Annotated in this window: 15 protein-coding genes; 12 read left to right on the top strand and 3 right to left on the bottom strand. The window is 58.3% G+C overall.

The window, feature by feature from the left end; genetic code table 11:
* Window positions 1-55: 55 nt before the first annotated feature.
* The 11 genes from QFW87_RS00595 (at window position 56) to QFW87_RS00545 (ending at window position 10,157) form a co-directional block, all read left to right on the top strand.
* The gene (locus QFW87_RS00595; RefSeq protein WP_283189560.1) at window positions 56-955 is read left to right on the top strand and encodes a LysR family transcriptional regulator; all 900 of its coding nucleotides are present in this window, start codon (window positions 56-58) and stop codon (window positions 953-955) included.
* A gap of 435 nt (window positions 956-1,390) precedes the next feature.
* On the top strand, window positions 1,391-2,512 hold the full coding sequence (locus QFW87_RS00590; protein ID WP_008154472.1) for a Re/Si-specific NAD(P)(+) transhydrogenase subunit alpha: 1,122 nt from the start codon (window positions 1,391-1,393) through the stop codon (window positions 2,510-2,512).
* A 15-nt stretch (window positions 2,513-2,527) separates the two neighbouring features.
* Window positions 2,528-2,851 carry an NAD(P) transhydrogenase subunit alpha gene (locus tag QFW87_RS00585; RefSeq protein ID WP_003187010.1) on the top strand — a complete coding sequence of 108 codons (324 nt, stop codon included), beginning with the start codon at window positions 2,528-2,530 and terminating at the stop codon, window positions 2,849-2,851.
* The gene (locus QFW87_RS00580) at window positions 2,851-4,287 is read left to right on the top strand and encodes an NAD(P)(+) transhydrogenase (Re/Si-specific) subunit beta (protein ID WP_283182417.1); all 1,437 of its coding nucleotides are present in this window, start codon (window positions 2,851-2,853) and stop codon (window positions 4,285-4,287) included. Before QFW87_RS00585 ends, QFW87_RS00580 begins: the two co-directional genes overlap by 1 nt.
* Window positions 4,288-4,467: 180 nt before the next feature.
* Entirely contained in the window at window positions 4,468-5,961 is a 1,494-nt protein-coding gene (locus QFW87_RS00575) for an acetyl-CoA hydrolase/transferase family protein (RefSeq protein WP_283189559.1), read from the top strand.
* Between the two features lie 319 nt (window positions 5,962-6,280).
* On the top strand, window positions 6,281-6,496 hold the full coding sequence (locus QFW87_RS00570; protein ID WP_008154465.1) for a DUF1127 domain-containing protein: 216 nt from the start codon (window positions 6,281-6,283) through the stop codon (window positions 6,494-6,496).
* Window positions 6,497-6,754: 258 nt separating this feature from the next.
* Window positions 6,755-6,964: a DUF1127 domain-containing protein gene (locus QFW87_RS00565; RefSeq protein ID WP_283182415.1), complete on the top strand. Its 210-nt coding sequence runs from the start codon at window positions 6,755-6,757 to the stop codon at window positions 6,962-6,964.
* Window positions 6,965-7,108: 144 nt separating this feature from the next.
* Window positions 7,109-7,426 (top strand): DUF2388 domain-containing protein, encoded by a 318-nt coding sequence (locus QFW87_RS00560; protein ID WP_008044656.1) that lies wholly within the window; start codon window positions 7,109-7,111, stop codon window positions 7,424-7,426.
* Window positions 7,427-7,533: 107 nt separating this feature from the next.
* Window positions 7,534-7,851: a DUF2388 domain-containing protein gene (locus QFW87_RS00555; RefSeq protein ID WP_283182414.1), complete on the top strand. Its 318-nt coding sequence runs from the start codon at window positions 7,534-7,536 to the stop codon at window positions 7,849-7,851.
* A gap of 27 nt (window positions 7,852-7,878) precedes the next feature.
* Entirely contained in the window at window positions 7,879-8,199 is a 321-nt protein-coding gene (locus tag QFW87_RS00550; RefSeq protein ID WP_283182413.1) for a DUF2388 domain-containing protein, read from the top strand.
* Window positions 8,196-10,157 carry a DUF4105 domain-containing protein gene (locus QFW87_RS00545; protein ID WP_283182412.1) on the top strand — a complete coding sequence of 654 codons (1,962 nt, stop codon included), beginning with the start codon at window positions 8,196-8,198 and terminating at the stop codon, window positions 10,155-10,157. The genes QFW87_RS00550 and QFW87_RS00545 overlap by 4 nt, the downstream gene beginning before the upstream one ends.
* 302 nt (window positions 10,158-10,459) lie before the next feature.
* On the opposite strand, the gene trpA is transcribed toward QFW87_RS00545, so the two are convergent.
* The gene (gene trpA / locus QFW87_RS00540; protein WP_283182411.1) at window positions 10,460-11,272 is read right to left on the bottom strand and encodes a tryptophan synthase subunit alpha; all 813 of its coding nucleotides are present in this window, start codon (window positions 11,270-11,272) and stop codon (window positions 10,460-10,462) included.
* Window positions 11,272-12,507 (bottom strand): tryptophan synthase subunit beta, encoded by a 1,236-nt coding sequence (gene trpB / locus QFW87_RS00535; RefSeq protein WP_283182410.1) that lies wholly within the window; start codon window positions 12,505-12,507, stop codon window positions 11,272-11,274. The genes trpA and trpB overlap by 1 nt, the downstream gene beginning before the upstream one ends.
* Window positions 12,508-12,619: 112 nt before the next feature.
* On the opposite strand from trpB, the gene QFW87_RS00530 reads away from it, so the two are divergent.
* Window positions 12,620-13,513 (top strand): LysR family transcriptional regulator, encoded by an 894-nt coding sequence (locus tag QFW87_RS00530; RefSeq protein WP_283182409.1) that lies wholly within the window; start codon window positions 12,620-12,622, stop codon window positions 13,511-13,513.
* Here QFW87_RS00530 and QFW87_RS00525 read toward each other — a convergent pair.
* The gene (locus QFW87_RS00525) at window positions 13,510-13,836 is read right to left on the bottom strand and encodes a DUF883 family protein (protein WP_054047930.1); all 327 of its coding nucleotides are present in this window, start codon (window positions 13,834-13,836) and stop codon (window positions 13,510-13,512) included. The two genes, QFW87_RS00530 and QFW87_RS00525, sit on opposite strands and share 4 nt — an antisense overlap.
* Between the last annotated feature and the right edge of the window lie 128 nt (window positions 13,837-13,964).

Raw genomic sequence — 13,964 nt, 5'->3', positions numbered from 1 at the left:
ACTCCGAAACATCGCAAAATAGCTTTTATGCGATGTATTAGTGAGGTTGACGTACATGCGCAGGAAAATCCCCAGCACAACGGCGCTGATCAGCTTTGAAGCGGCAGCTCGCCACGAAAGTTTTACCAAGGCAGCTCAGGAGCTTTCGCTCACTCAGGGTGCCATTTGCCGACAGATCGCCAGCCTTGAGGAATTCCTCAGCGTAGAACTGTTCCGACGCTCGCGACGTGGGGTCAAGCTGACGGAAGCCGGACTTTCCTACAGCCGCCGGGTGGCCACCCAACTCGACGCCGTTGAACGGGACACCTTGTCAGTGATGGGCCAGCAAGGTGCCAACGTGATCGAGCTGGCGGTGGTTCCAACCTTCGGCACTCAATGGCTGTTGCCACGACTCAAGGATTTCCAGCAAAAACACCCGGAAGTGACGGTCAACCTCACCAACCGAACGCGGCCCTTCCTGTTTGCCGACACCGACTTCGATGCAGCGATCTATTTTGGCGACGCGGACTGGTCGGGTACCGAATCCCACAGACTGATGGGCGAAAATCCGATGCCGGTGTGCAGCCCCAACCTCCTGGGGAAAAAGACAAACCTCTCTCCCGGCGACATCGCCGAATTGCCCCTGCTGCAGCAGACCACTCGCCCTTATGCCTGGCGCCAGTGGTTCAACTCTCAAAACCTAAATGTCCCGCGAGACATGACAGGACCGCGCTACGAGCTATTCTCCATGCTTGCCCAAGCAGCCATGCACGATATGGGAATAGCGTTGATTCCGCCGTTCCTGATTCAACGCGAACTGGCCGAGAAGCGCCTGGTCATTGCCAACGCCCAAGCGTTATCAAGCATCAAGGCGTATTACTTGATGATTCCCGAGCGAAAGGTCGAATCGGCCTCTTTAAGGGCATTTCACGATTGGCTGGTCAATCAGGCACAGAGCTACAGCCTAGAAGGATAAAGGCTTTGCGATATTAACTGACCCCGTAGTCAGCAAAATAAAAGCACTACAGATATAAGTATTTGTCGCATATTCGAAGACTGTACCGACAAGCAGTACAAACGTCCCACAAGAGCCTGAAAACGTGGCCTTGAGCCTCTATTGCAGAGCAATAACGACTCATTCACCTGACCGATGCGTAAATTCTCCAATTTTTACAAGAATCCTTACAAGGCACGGCCTGCAAGGGATTGAACCGGTCAGTTGCGACATTCAGTCACGGGGTGACTTGTAGTTAATTTTCCGTCACCCGTCATAAACCCTTGAAGGGCACTAAGTTCGCCTGCAAAATGCCGCGCCCCGCCCTGATTTGGCGGGATCGTGCTGATCGGCCGCCCCAGCCGCACCATCCGAAGTGCCTGGGTTTACTCAATAAGATCACGCAGGAGATTTGACGTGCACATTGGTGTTCCTCTCGAAACCCAGACGGGTGAAACACGGGTTGCTGCAACCCCGGAAACCATCAAGAAGCTGATCGGCCAGGGTCATAAGGTCACTGTGCAAAGCGGCGCCGGCATTAACGCCAGCGTTGTCGACAGTGCCTATGAAGCGGCAGGCGCAATTATTGGCAGCGCCAACGATGCGTTTGGTGCCGAGCTGATTCTCAAGGTGGTCGCACCCAGCGACAGCGAACTGACGCTGATAAAGAGCGGCACCGTTGTGGTGGGCATGCTCAACCCGTTCAGCAATGAAACCATTGCCAAGCTGGCTGAGTGCGGCATTACCGCGTTTGCGCTGGAAGCCGCGCCGCGTACCTCCCGCGCTCAGAGCCTGGATGTGCTGTCCTCCCAAGCCAACATCGCCGGCTATAAAGCCGTGTTGCTGGCCGCTCACCACTATCCTCGCTTCATGCCGATGCTGATGACCGCTGCGGGTACCGTGAAAGCGGCGCGTGTGCTGATTCTCGGCGCAGGCGTAGCCGGTTTGCAGGCGATCGCTACGGCGAAACGTCTGGGTGCAGTGATCGAAGCGTCAGACGTACGTCCTGCAGTAAAAGAGCAGATCGAATCCCTCGGCGCCAAGTTCGTCGACGTGCCTTATGAGACCGATGAAGAGCGCGAATGCGCCGTTGGTGTCGGCGGTTACGCGCGACCAATGCCCGCCAGCTGGATGCAACGTCAGGCCTTGGCCGTGCACGAACGCGCCAAGCAGGCTGACATCGTCATCACCACCGCACTGATCCCGGGCCGCAAGGCACCGACGCTTTTGAGCGCGGAAACCGTGGCACAGATGAAGCCAGGCTCGGTGGTCATCGACCTCGCTGCAGCCCAGGGCGGTAACTGTCCTCTGACCGTGGCCGATCAGGTCGTCGTCGAGAATGGCGTGATCATTTGCGGCCCGACCAATCTGGCCGGCGCAGTCGCGGCAGACGCTTCGGCACTGTACGCGCGCAACCTGCTGGACTTCCTGAAGCTGGTCTTCAACAAAGAAGGCCAGTTCGAGATCAACCTCGAAGACGACATCGTCGCCGCGTGCCTGATGTGCCGCGACGGCCAAGTCATCCGCAAAAACGCCTAAGCAGGGATTCAGACGATGGAAGAGCTTATCTCCCCCGGTATCTACAACCTGATCATCTTCGTGCTGGCGATTTATGTCGGTTATCACGTGGTCTGGAACGTGACACCTGCACTGCACACGCCTTTGATGGCGGTAACCAACGCGATTTCGGCGATCGTGATCGTCGGCGCCATGCTGGCCGCGGCGCTGACCGTCACGCCTCTGGGCAAAACCATGGGCACCCTGGCGGTAGCTCTGGCAGCGGTGAACGTATTTGGTGGCTTCCTGGTTACCCGCAGGATGCTTGAGATGTTCAAGAAAAAAGCCCCAAAAGCAGTAAAAGAAGAGGCGCCTAAGTAATGAGCATGAATCTTGTAACGACGCTCTACTTGATCGCGTCGATCTGCTTCATCCAGGCTCTTAAGGGCCTGTCGCACCCGACCACGTCGCGGCGCGGCAATGTGTACGGCATGCTCGGTATGGCGCTGGCGATCCTCACCACCGTGGGCCTCGTCTATAAGCTGGGCGCCGAGTTGGCCACCGCCGGCATCGGCTACGTCATCGTAGGTCTGTTGGTCGGCGGTACCGCCGGGTCGATCATGGCCAAACGCGTTGAAATGACCAAGATGCCTGAACTGGTCGCCTTCATGCATAGCATGATCGGTATGGCCGCGGTGTTCATTGCCATTGCCGCTGTGGTTGAGCCGCAATCGCTGGGTATCGTCAAACAACTGGGTGATGCGATCCCCGCCGGTAACCGCCTGGAGCTGTTCCTCGGAGCCGCCATCGGTGCAATCACGTTCTCCGGTTCGGTGATCGCGTTCGGTAAGCTCTCGGGCAAGTACAAGTTCCGCCTGTTCCAGGGCGCACCCGTACAGTTCGGCGGCCAGCACAAGCTGAACCTGCTGCTGGGCCTGGCGACACTGGGCCTCGGCGTGACCTTCATGCTGACCGGCAACCTCAGCGCCTTCGCCCTGATGCTGGCTCTGGCCTTCGTGCTGGGCGTGCTGATCATCATCCCGATCGGCGGCGCAGATATGCCGGTGGTTGTGTCGATGCTCAACAGCTATTCCGGCTGGGCAGCGGCAGGTATCGGTTTCTCGCTGAACAACTCGATGCTGATCATCGCCGGCTCGCTGGTGGGTTCATCCGGTGCGATCCTCTCGTACATCATGTGCAAGGCGATGAACCGTTCGTTCTTCAACGTATTGCTCGGCGGTTTCGGCAACACGGTAGATGCAACCGGCCCGGCAGGCTCGAAAGAGGCCCGTCCGGTGAAATCCGGTTCGGCTGACGATGCGACCTTCCTGCTGACCAACGCCGACACCGTGATCATCGTTCCGGGTTATGGCCTGGCGGTGGCACGCGCCCAACACTCACTGATGGAGCTGGCGGAGAAGCTGACTCACCGGGGAGTCACCGTGAAGTTTGCGATCCACCCGGTCGCCGGTCGGATGCCAGGGCACATGAACGTCCTGCTGGCCGAAGCCGAAGTGCCTTACGAGCAAGTGTTCGAGATGGATGACATCAACTCCGAGTTCGGCCAGGCCGACGTGGTGCTGGTGCTCGGCGCCAACGACGTGGTCAACCCTGCGGCGAAGAACGATCCTAAATCGCCGATTGCCGGCATGCCCATCCTCGAGGCTTATAAAGCCAAGACCGTGATCGTCAACAAGCGCTCGATGGCCAGCGGCTATGCCGGTCTGGACAACGAACTGTTCTACCTGGACAAAACCATGATGGTCTTCGGCGACGCCAAGAAAGTTATCGAAGACATGGTCAAAGCCATCGAGTAAAACCTGCTCCAACGCAATACCCAAAACCTCAGCCTTTAGTAGGCTGGGGTTTTTTATTGCCCGCTAAAAACCGACCAAAGGCTCTAAATCGGGGCTCTACATTCGACCATGGTAGCGGGAGGATTTTTTTTGAAATCACTAGACTGCACACCTTGCTTTCGTTGCCCGAGATAACAATCCATGTACCGTGAACGTATTCGCTTGCCTTCGTTGTTGGATAAAGTGATGAGCGCCGCTGACGCGGCCGCTCTGATTCAGGACGGCATGACCGTCGGCATGAGTGGTTTCACTCGCGCCGGCGAAGCCAAAGCCGTGCCCCACGCATTGGCCGAACGCGCCAAAATCACCCCGCTGAAAATCACGCTGATGACCGGCGCCAGCCTGGGCAACGACCTCGATAAACAGCTCACCGAAGCCGGCGTATTGTCACGGCGCATGCCCTTCCAGGTCGACAGCACCCTGCGCAAGGCCATTAACGCCGGCGAAGTGATGTTCATTGATCAACACCTCTCGGAAACCGTTGAGCAATTGCGCAACCAGCAGCTCAAATTGCCGGACATCGCAGTGATTGAGGCCGTGGCGATCACCGAGCAGGGCCATATCGTGCCGACCACTTCGGTGGGTAACTCGGCCAGCTTCGCGATTTTCGCCAAACAGGTGATCATCGAGATCAACCTGGCGCACAACCCCAATCTCGAAGGTTTGCACGACATCTATATCCCGACCTATCGGCCGACCCGCACACCGATTCCGCTGGTCAAGGTTGATGATCGCATTGGCAGCACTGCCATCCCGATTCCGCCGGAAAAGATCGTCGCTATCGTGATCACCAATCAGTCTGACTCGCCGTCCAACTTACTGCCGCCGGACGTTGATACCCAGGCCATTGCCGACCACCTGATCGACTTCTTCAAGCAGGAAGTGGCTGCCGGGCGCATGACCAACAAGCTCGGCCCACTGCAAGCCGGGATTGGCAACATTGCTAACTCGGTGATGTGCGGGCTGATCGACTCGCCGTTCGAAGACCTGACGATGTACTCCGAAGTGCTTCAGGACTCGACCTTCGACCTGATCGACGCCGGCAAGCTGAGCTTTGCTTCGGGCAGTTCGATCACCTTGTCGAGTCGTCGCAATACCGATGTTTTCGGCAACCTTGAGCGCTACAAGGACAAACTGGTCCTGCGCCCGCAAGAAATTTCCAACCACCCGGAAGTCGTGCGCCGGCTCGGCATCATCGGCATCAACACGGCGCTTGAGTTCGACTTGTACGGCAACGTCAACTCCACCCACATCTGCGGCACGCGGATGATGAACGGCATCGGCGGCTCGGGCGACTTTGCGCGCAATGCGCATTTGGCGATCTTCGTGACCAAGTCGATCGCCAAGGGCGGCGCAATTTCCAGTGTGGTACCGATGGTCAGCCACGTTGATCACACTGAGCATGACGTCGACATTCTTGTCACCGAGATCGGTCTGGCGGACTTGCGTGGCCTGGCGCCGCGAGAACGCGCTCGAGTCATCATCGACAACTGCGTGCACCCGGACTATCGCCAGGCCCTGGATGACTACTTCACAGCCGCGTGTGCGCTCGGCGGGCATACGCCGCATATCCTGCGTGATGCCCTGAGCTGGCACATAAACCTGGAAGAAACCGGGCGGATGCTGTCGGTGTAATTGGTACAGATAGCAGCTGACGCAAACACAGTTTCGTCAGCTTGCTGTTGCCAGACCAAATCCTGAATAAAACTGTACTGCTGTACCGGTCTTTTCCTACCGTAATTGCCTACCTTTCCGAGTCAATCAACCAATAACGCACGATATTAGTGCAGACAAGTACAGTTGCCTCAATTTCGACCAGTACACCATCCTTTAACAGTTAACTGGTCCCTCACAATACAGGTGAACTGTATCTAGAGAGACTGGCCAAACGAGAGGATCATTGGCATCAGTTAAACCACTACCTAATCCCGCCATAAGCGGAAGGATGTCAACCATGGAACGTACACTCAGTTCCGAGCTGTTTTTCGAAGACAACGCTGTAAAAACCCAGGCTTCCACGCCCCTTCGCGTTCTCGCCAACCTGATGCTGTGGCAGCGCCGCATCTCCAGCCGCCATCAACTGGCTCGTCTGGATTCGCGTCTGCTGGCTGACGCAGGGATTAGCGAAGCACAACGCTACGAAGAGCTGAGCAAGCCGTTCTGGCGCTAAGTTAGCGTCGCTGGCTCTGACCCACCGGGTCCACCGCCAGCACTCCAAATTGAAAAAACAAAGCCCGTCGTGGGAAACCACGACGGGCTTTGTCGTTTTGGACCCTCAACATGGGTCATACAGTAGAGACCCAGTCTAACAATTACAGTTTGGATAATTTAACAACTGAACCAGTACAATTTAAGTTCAGTGTGTCTGTTGCGAAAGTGGGGGCGGGATCACCATGAAATCCCGAACTGCCCGCAAAAGGACCGCGCCATGAATCACTTACTGGATGTTTCCGTTTCCACGCCTCAATCAACGCCTCGCTCCCACTGGGTTAGGAGATTGCTGAGAGGCCTCGCCAACAGCCTTGAAAGGGCTCGAACCCGGCGTTTGTTGGGCCAACTCAATGACCGGCAACTCTCAGACCTGAACATCAGCCACGCGGATCGTCTCAACGAATTGGATAAACCGTTCTGGCGCTAAATTCCTGCTTGATCTGACGAGACTGTGCGAACCGATACTCATAGGCCTATATTCAGATGGAACGTGGCGAACGCTGCACGACTGGCGTCTGAATCAACAGACACTGCGCCACCTCTCAATCAGTTTTCCCAAAGGAGTTTCACCATGTCCCGTCTTCGTCTGCTCAGCGCTGCAGCCCTGCTTGCCGTGGCTGCCAATTCCCACGCCACCAGCTTTATCGTGACCACCGATGCCGTCGTCGGCGCGCTCAAGGCCACGTCCGATGCGACCTCCGATGTCACTTCTTCCTTTCGCGATGACAAAATCGTACGCGCCGCCCGTGACGACGCCGCCAGCTTCGTTGCCAGCGAAGGCGCCATTCGTGGCGTGAAACTGGAAAGTGCACTCGACCATATTCGCCACCAGGCACCTCAGCTGAACGCGACTGACGCACAACTGGCGCAAGCCATACTGACTATCTAAGCGACATGACTGACGTGGGACACGCCCGCCGTGTCCCAATGTTTCGGCGCTGGCTCTAGACCGGGCGTTGCGCTAGCCTTGCGACTCGCCTTCAGCTATCGAGTCTCATGCGTTTTCTTTCAAATCTGTTGATCTCTCCGCTTTTCATGGCTGCCTGCTGGGTGGGCTCCGTCCATGCCTACGACGCCTTCAATCTGTCTACACAAGGCATCGTGGCTACCGGCTACGCCACAAGCATGGTGACCTCCGCCCCCTTCGACCGTAAGCTGCTAATCGCGGCACACGATGACGCTGCGGCGTTCATCGCCAGTGACGGCCAAGTGCGAGGAGCACAACTGGAGTCCGCCCTGATTTATCTGCGCAGGGCCCAGCCAAAACTTCATGCCAGTGACCTTGAACTGGCGCGGACAATTCTCGTCCAATAGTTATCCTTGTTCTTGCGGAGTCGTTCCATGCGTAGCCCTCTGATTGTTGCCGCCCTTGGCCTTCTGTTATTGGCCGATGTGGCCCAGGCGCACACTCTGGTCGCCACCAGTAACATCATCATCAATGCCACCCAACGCACGCTTGATTTCACTTCCGATACAACGACGTCCATCCGTGACTCGAAGATCGTTCGTGAAGCCCACGACGATGCGGCCAGCTTCGTCGCCAGCGATGGCGAGATTCGTGGCGCGCACCTGGAAGCGGCCTTCACCACGTTGCGCACCCGCGTGCCGGAAGCCCGCGACGCCAGTGATCAGGTGCTCGCCGAAGCCATCCTCGCACTGTGAGGTCGCCAGGCGCCTGGCTGTTGGCCGGGGTCATGTTGCTGCTCGGCAACACGGCCCAGGCTGACTTGCAATTAAGGCTCAAGACCGACGGCCTCAGCCCCGCTCAACAACAGGCCAGTCAGGCGTTGCTCGATGAAGCCATGCAGGCGCTGCCGCCGCGGTTCATCGAGCAGCTCGACCGACGCATCGACGTCGGTTGGACCGATGACATGCCGAGCAACGCTTACGGCCAGGCATCGCTGGTGTCCGAGCTCGATCTGAACCGCAACCTGCTTGCCAGCCTCACTGACGGCAACGCCGCGACCAAAAAGACTTATCGTCCCCATGGCACCGTGCGCCGCGAAATGCTTGCCACGGTGTTACACGAACTCACCCACATCTATGATCGCTCGCGCCTGTGGCCAGACGCGGAGCGCACGCTGATTCAGCGCTGCACCCGGCGCAACAGCAGCACAGGGCTAATTGGCATTCCCGATCAATGCCGCGGCCAGTCCGACCGACGCTTTACGCTCAGCGACGACCCGCACCTGCTCGACCTCGCCGGCTGGCCACAGTATGTCGGCCGTCGTGGCGAGCGCGAACAGCACAACCGGCAAATTGCCCGCAGCCCCGACATTTACGAGACGAGCAGCCCCAAGGAGTTCGTCGCGGTCAACATGGAGTATTTCCTTCTCGACCCGGCCTACGCCTGTCGCCGTCCTGCGTTATACCGCTACTACAAAGAACATTTCGGCTGGGCGCCCGCCGCTAAAGACACCTGCGGCAAATCCTTTTCCTTCCTCAATGCCGGCAATGATTTCGCCAAAACGCCACTGGGCCAGGTCGATCCGGAACGGGTCTACGCCGTCGACTATCTGCTGGCTGAAGCCAACCAGAACTGGGTCAGCCGCTGGGGTCACAGCATGTTGCGGTTGGTGATCTGTGCACCCGGCCGCCCCCGTGGGCCGGATTGTCGACTGGATCTCGATCAGCATCTGGTGTTGTCCTACCGCGCCTTCGTCGGTGACGTGCAGCTGTCGAGCTGGGACGGATTGGTGGGCAAATATCCGTCACGCCTGTTTGTCCTGCCACTGGCCCAGGTGATCGACGAATACACCAAAACCGAACTGCGCAGCCTGGCTTCGGTGCCGCTGAACCTGTCGCGCAACGAGATCGAAGACGTGGTGGAACACGCCGCCGAAATGCACTGGAGTTACGACGGCAACTACTTCTTCCTGTCCAATAACTGCGCTGTAGAGGGCCTGAAGCTACTGCGTAGCAGCACCAACAATTCAAAACTGGTCGGATTGGACAGCATCATGCCCAACGGTTTGCTGGAAGTGCTCAAGGGCCGCGGACTGGCGGACACCAGCGTGCTGGACGATCCCCGCGAAGCGCTGCGCCTGGGCTACCGATTCGACTCCTTCCGCGATCGTTATCAAGCGATGTTCGAAGTGCTGAAGAAGCACTTGCCGATCAAGCAGGAAAAGGTCGAAGACTGGCTCTCCCTGAAAGCTGAAGAGCGCCGGCAATGGATCGACCAAGCCGATTTGCGCACCAGCGCAGCCTTGCTGTTATTGGAGCAGGCAGCCTTCCGCCAACAATTGGTGCTGGCCCAGGACGAAGTAAAGCAACGTTATCTGGGCGCTCGGGAATTGAAGAACGGCGGCATGGACAAGGCCAACGCAACTTTGCAGCAAATTCTTGCCAACAGCGGCTTCCTCAGCCGCCCGGCGGAGCTGCTTGGCACCGGTGGTTATGGATTGCCGCAGCCGAGTGAGTGGCAGCGTCTGGAATCGGAAAGCAGCCTGCGGCAGAAGCAGCTTCAGGCGCTGACAGGCGATCTGGACAAAGAAGTGAGAGCGCTGCTCGAACCGAGCCGTGCGGCCGAAATGGCCGCCAATGAAGCCAACCTGAAGCAGGTTGGCGAGCATCTGAGGAAGTTGCACAAGGCTGCGGGCGGGTTGGAGCTGCCGTAAACAGCAGGCTTCGCGGCTAATCCGCGAAGCCTTCAACACCTACCTGCTATTCAAAGCACCCCTTCGAGAGTTTCATAAACGATCCCGGTTCCTACGGCTGATCAGCACTCGCACTCAGCAACGGGGTGACACTGAGCATCAGCACACCCAGGCTGGCAATCAGACGTTTCGGCATTTTCATCGGGTCTTTCCTCACTGCACATACAGCAAAAAGGGCTTCAGAACGTAGTCCTGAAGCCTTCGCTCTTGCTGTTTAGTCTGTACCGCGAGGCTCTCATTCCTCTGTATCAGGAACTTTACCTTCAGCTGGCGCGGGCTTTACGCACACCGTCTGCCAGAGCCGAGCAAAGGCTCAACACACCATCAACCGCCTGATCCGGCGTCGCGGCATTGGCGATGTGATCAATCAACGCTGAACCCACCACCACGCCATCAGCCAGACGCGCGATGGACGCCGCCTGCTCTGGGGTACGAATACCGAAACCGATGCTGATCGGCAGATCAGTATGGCGACGCAGACGCGCAACGGCTTCTTCAACATGCTCCAGCGTCGCCGCACCCGCACCGGTCACACCGGCAACAGACACATAGTAAACGAAGCCTGAGCTGCCGTTCAGGACGGTCGGCAGACGTACATCATCAGTCGTCGGGGTGGTCAGACGGATGAAATCCAAACCTGCTGCCTGGGCCGGGTCGCACAGTTCGCCGTTATGCTCGGGCGGCAAGTCGACCACGATCAGACCGTCAACACCGGCCTCTTTCGCATCGGCGATGAAGCGCGGAACGCCGTACATGTGGATCGGGTTGAAGTAACCCATCAGCACCAGCGGCGTCTCGGTATTGCCTTCACGGAACTCGCGAACCATTTGCAGGGTTTTCGCCAGGTTCTGCTTGGCGCCGAGGGCGCGGATGTTGGCCAGCTGGATTGCCGGGCCATCGGCCATTGGATCGGTGAAGGGCATGCCCAACTCGATCACGTCGGCACCCGCGCCGGGCAAGCCTTTGAGGATCGCCAGCGAGGTGTCATAGCTCGGGTCGCCAGCGGTCACGAAGGTCACCAGGGCGGCACGATTCTGTTCCTTGAGTTCGGCAAAACGCGTTTGCAGGCGGCTCATCAGTGTTTCTCCTGCTTGGACTGCTCTTGCTGAGAGTGTTCCATGTGGTGCATCACGGTTTGCATGTCTTTGTCGCCACGGCCGGACAGGTTGACCACCATCAGGTGATCCTTCGGCAGGTTCGGTGCGCGCTTGAACACTTCGGCCAGGGCATGGGCGCTTTCCAGTGCAGGAATAATCCCTTCCAGACGGCAGCATTTGTGGAACGCGTCGAGGGCTTCGTCGTCGGTTACCGAGGTGTACTGGACGCGGCCGATGTCATGCAACCAGGCGTGTTCCGGGCCGATGCCTGGATAGTCGAGGCCGGCAGAGATCGAGTGAGCGTCGATGATCTGACCATCGTCGTCCTGCAGCAGGAAGGTACGGTTGCCGTGCAGTACGCCGGGTACGCCGCCGTTCAGGCTGGCTGCGTGTTTGCCGGTTTCGATGCCGTAACCTGCCGCTTCAACGCCGATGATCTCGACGCTCTTGTCGTCGAGGAACGGGTGGAACAGGCCCATGGCGTTGGAGCCGCCACCGATGCACGCCACCAGGCTGTCCGGCAGACGACCTTCCTGGGCTTGCAGTTGAGTACGGGTTTCTTTGCCGATAACGGCCTGGAAGTCGCGAACCATTGCAGGATAAGGGTGCGGACCGGCCACCGTGCCAATCAGGTAGAAGGTGCTGTCGACGTTGGTCACCCAGTCACGCAGGGCTTCGTTCATCGCATCTTTCAGGGTGCCGGTACCGGCCACGACCGGGATCACTTCGGCGCCCAGCAGCTTCATGCGAAATACGTTGGCCTGCTGACGTTCGATGTCAGTGGTGCCCATGTAGATCACGCAATCGAGGCCAAAACGTGCAGCCACGGTGGCGGTCGCCACGCCGTGCATGCCAGCGCCGGTCTCGGCGATGATGCGTTTCTTGCCCATGCGCCGCGCCAGCAGGATCTGGCCGATGCAGTTGTTGATCTTGTGCGCGCCGGTGTGGTTGAGCTCTTCGCGCTTGAGGTAAATCTTTGCGCCGCCGCAAAACTCTGTCAGACGTTCGGCAAAGTACAGTGGGCTTGGACGACCCACGTAGTCGCGCTGGAAGTAGGCCAATTCCTCTTTGAATGCAGGATCATCCTTGGCCAATTCATACTCACGGGCCAGATCGAGGATCAACGGCATCAGGGTTTCGGCGACGTAACGGCCGCCGAACGCGCCAAACAGGCCGTTGGCGTCGGGGCCGTTGCGCAGATTAGTCTGGGTCATGGGTCGCTCCAGTTGAATGCGTGGGATGACAATGGCTTTAACTCTACCCCTGACGCCTTGAGCTGAAAACCGATAAGATCGCTGCAACCTGTCAGGAAAACTCACATATCTCATGAGCCATGACCTTCCTCCGCTGAACGCCCTTCGGGCCTTCGAAGCGACTGCCCGCCTGAACAGTGTCAGCAAGGCGGCCGAACAGCTGCACGTCACCCATGGTGCGGTTAGCCGGCAACTCAAGGTGCTTGAAGAACACTTGGGCGTGAGCCTGTTCATCAAGGATGGACGCGGCCTTAAACTCACAGATGCCGGCGTTCGTTTGCGCGATGCCAGCAGCGAGGCGTTCGAGCGTTTACGGACTGTTTGTGCAGAGCTGACCCAAAGCACCGTCGATGCACCGTTCGTACTAGGTTGCTCGGGCAGCTTGTTGGCACGCTGGTTTATTCCCAGGTTGGGACGGCTGAATACCGACCTGCCGGACCTGCGCCTGCACCTGTCGGCTGGCGAGGGTGATCTCGATCCACGCCGCCCGGGACTGGACGCCTTGCTGGTGTTTGCCGAACCACCGTGGCCAGCGGACATGCAAGTCTATGAGTTGGCGAGCGAACGGATCGGCCCGGTCATGAGCCCGCGATTCGCGGGCTACGAACGACTGCAAAACGCACTGCCCACAGCGCTGCTGAACGAGCCATTGCTGCACACCACCTCACGCCCTCAGGCCTGGCCAAGCTGGGCACAGCAAAGCGACCTCGACGCCAAAGCGTTGAAGTACGGACAGGGTTTCGAGCATTTGTATTATCTGCTGGAGGCCGCAGTGGCCGGCCTGGGTGTGGCGATTGCGCCCGAGCCGCTGGTGGCCGAGGACTTGAAGGCCGGTCGCCTGGTTGCGCCATGGGGCTTCAGTGAAACCCCGGCGCAACTGGCGTTGTGGCTACCCAAGCGCGCCGCGGACGGGCGCGCTCGGCAACTGGCGCAGTGGCTCAAAAACGAGCTGCGCCAGACGGATTAGTCACCGCGTTTGCACAGCAGATAAGCCGCGAGCAGACCTAATGCACCGACGGCGACACCCGCTGTCGTCCAAGGGTGTTCCTGGGCGTAGTCCCGCGTGGCAATCCCGGTTTCACGGGTTTTGACTTTGACTTCTTCGTACGCATCGCTGAGCAGATGGCGCGAATGCTTCAGCGCGTTCTCGGCGTTGCTTTTCAAGGCCTTCAGCGTTTTACGCGACTCGTCCGAGGCGTCGTCCTTCAGGTTTTCCAAAGACTTCAGCAGACTCTCGATCTCGGCTTCCATGCTTTGCAATGAGGCTTTACGTAAAGAGGTGTTGGCCATGGTGGCTCTCCTGCATTGATTGAGTTGCGTGTGTTGGTTGGGACTTCAGGGGTTCGAGAAAGTGCAGTAAATCTGAACTTCCACTTCGGATTGGCCGACAGAAGTAATACGAAAAATCACTGCTAGGC

This window comes from Pseudomonas sp. PMCC200344, assembly GCF_030053095.1.
GTDB lineage: Bacteria > Pseudomonadota > Gammaproteobacteria > Pseudomonadales > Pseudomonadaceae > Aquipseudomonas > Aquipseudomonas svalbardensis.
Note: the sequence above shows the minus strand (reverse complement) of the source record. Positions and strands in the feature narration are given on the sequence as shown.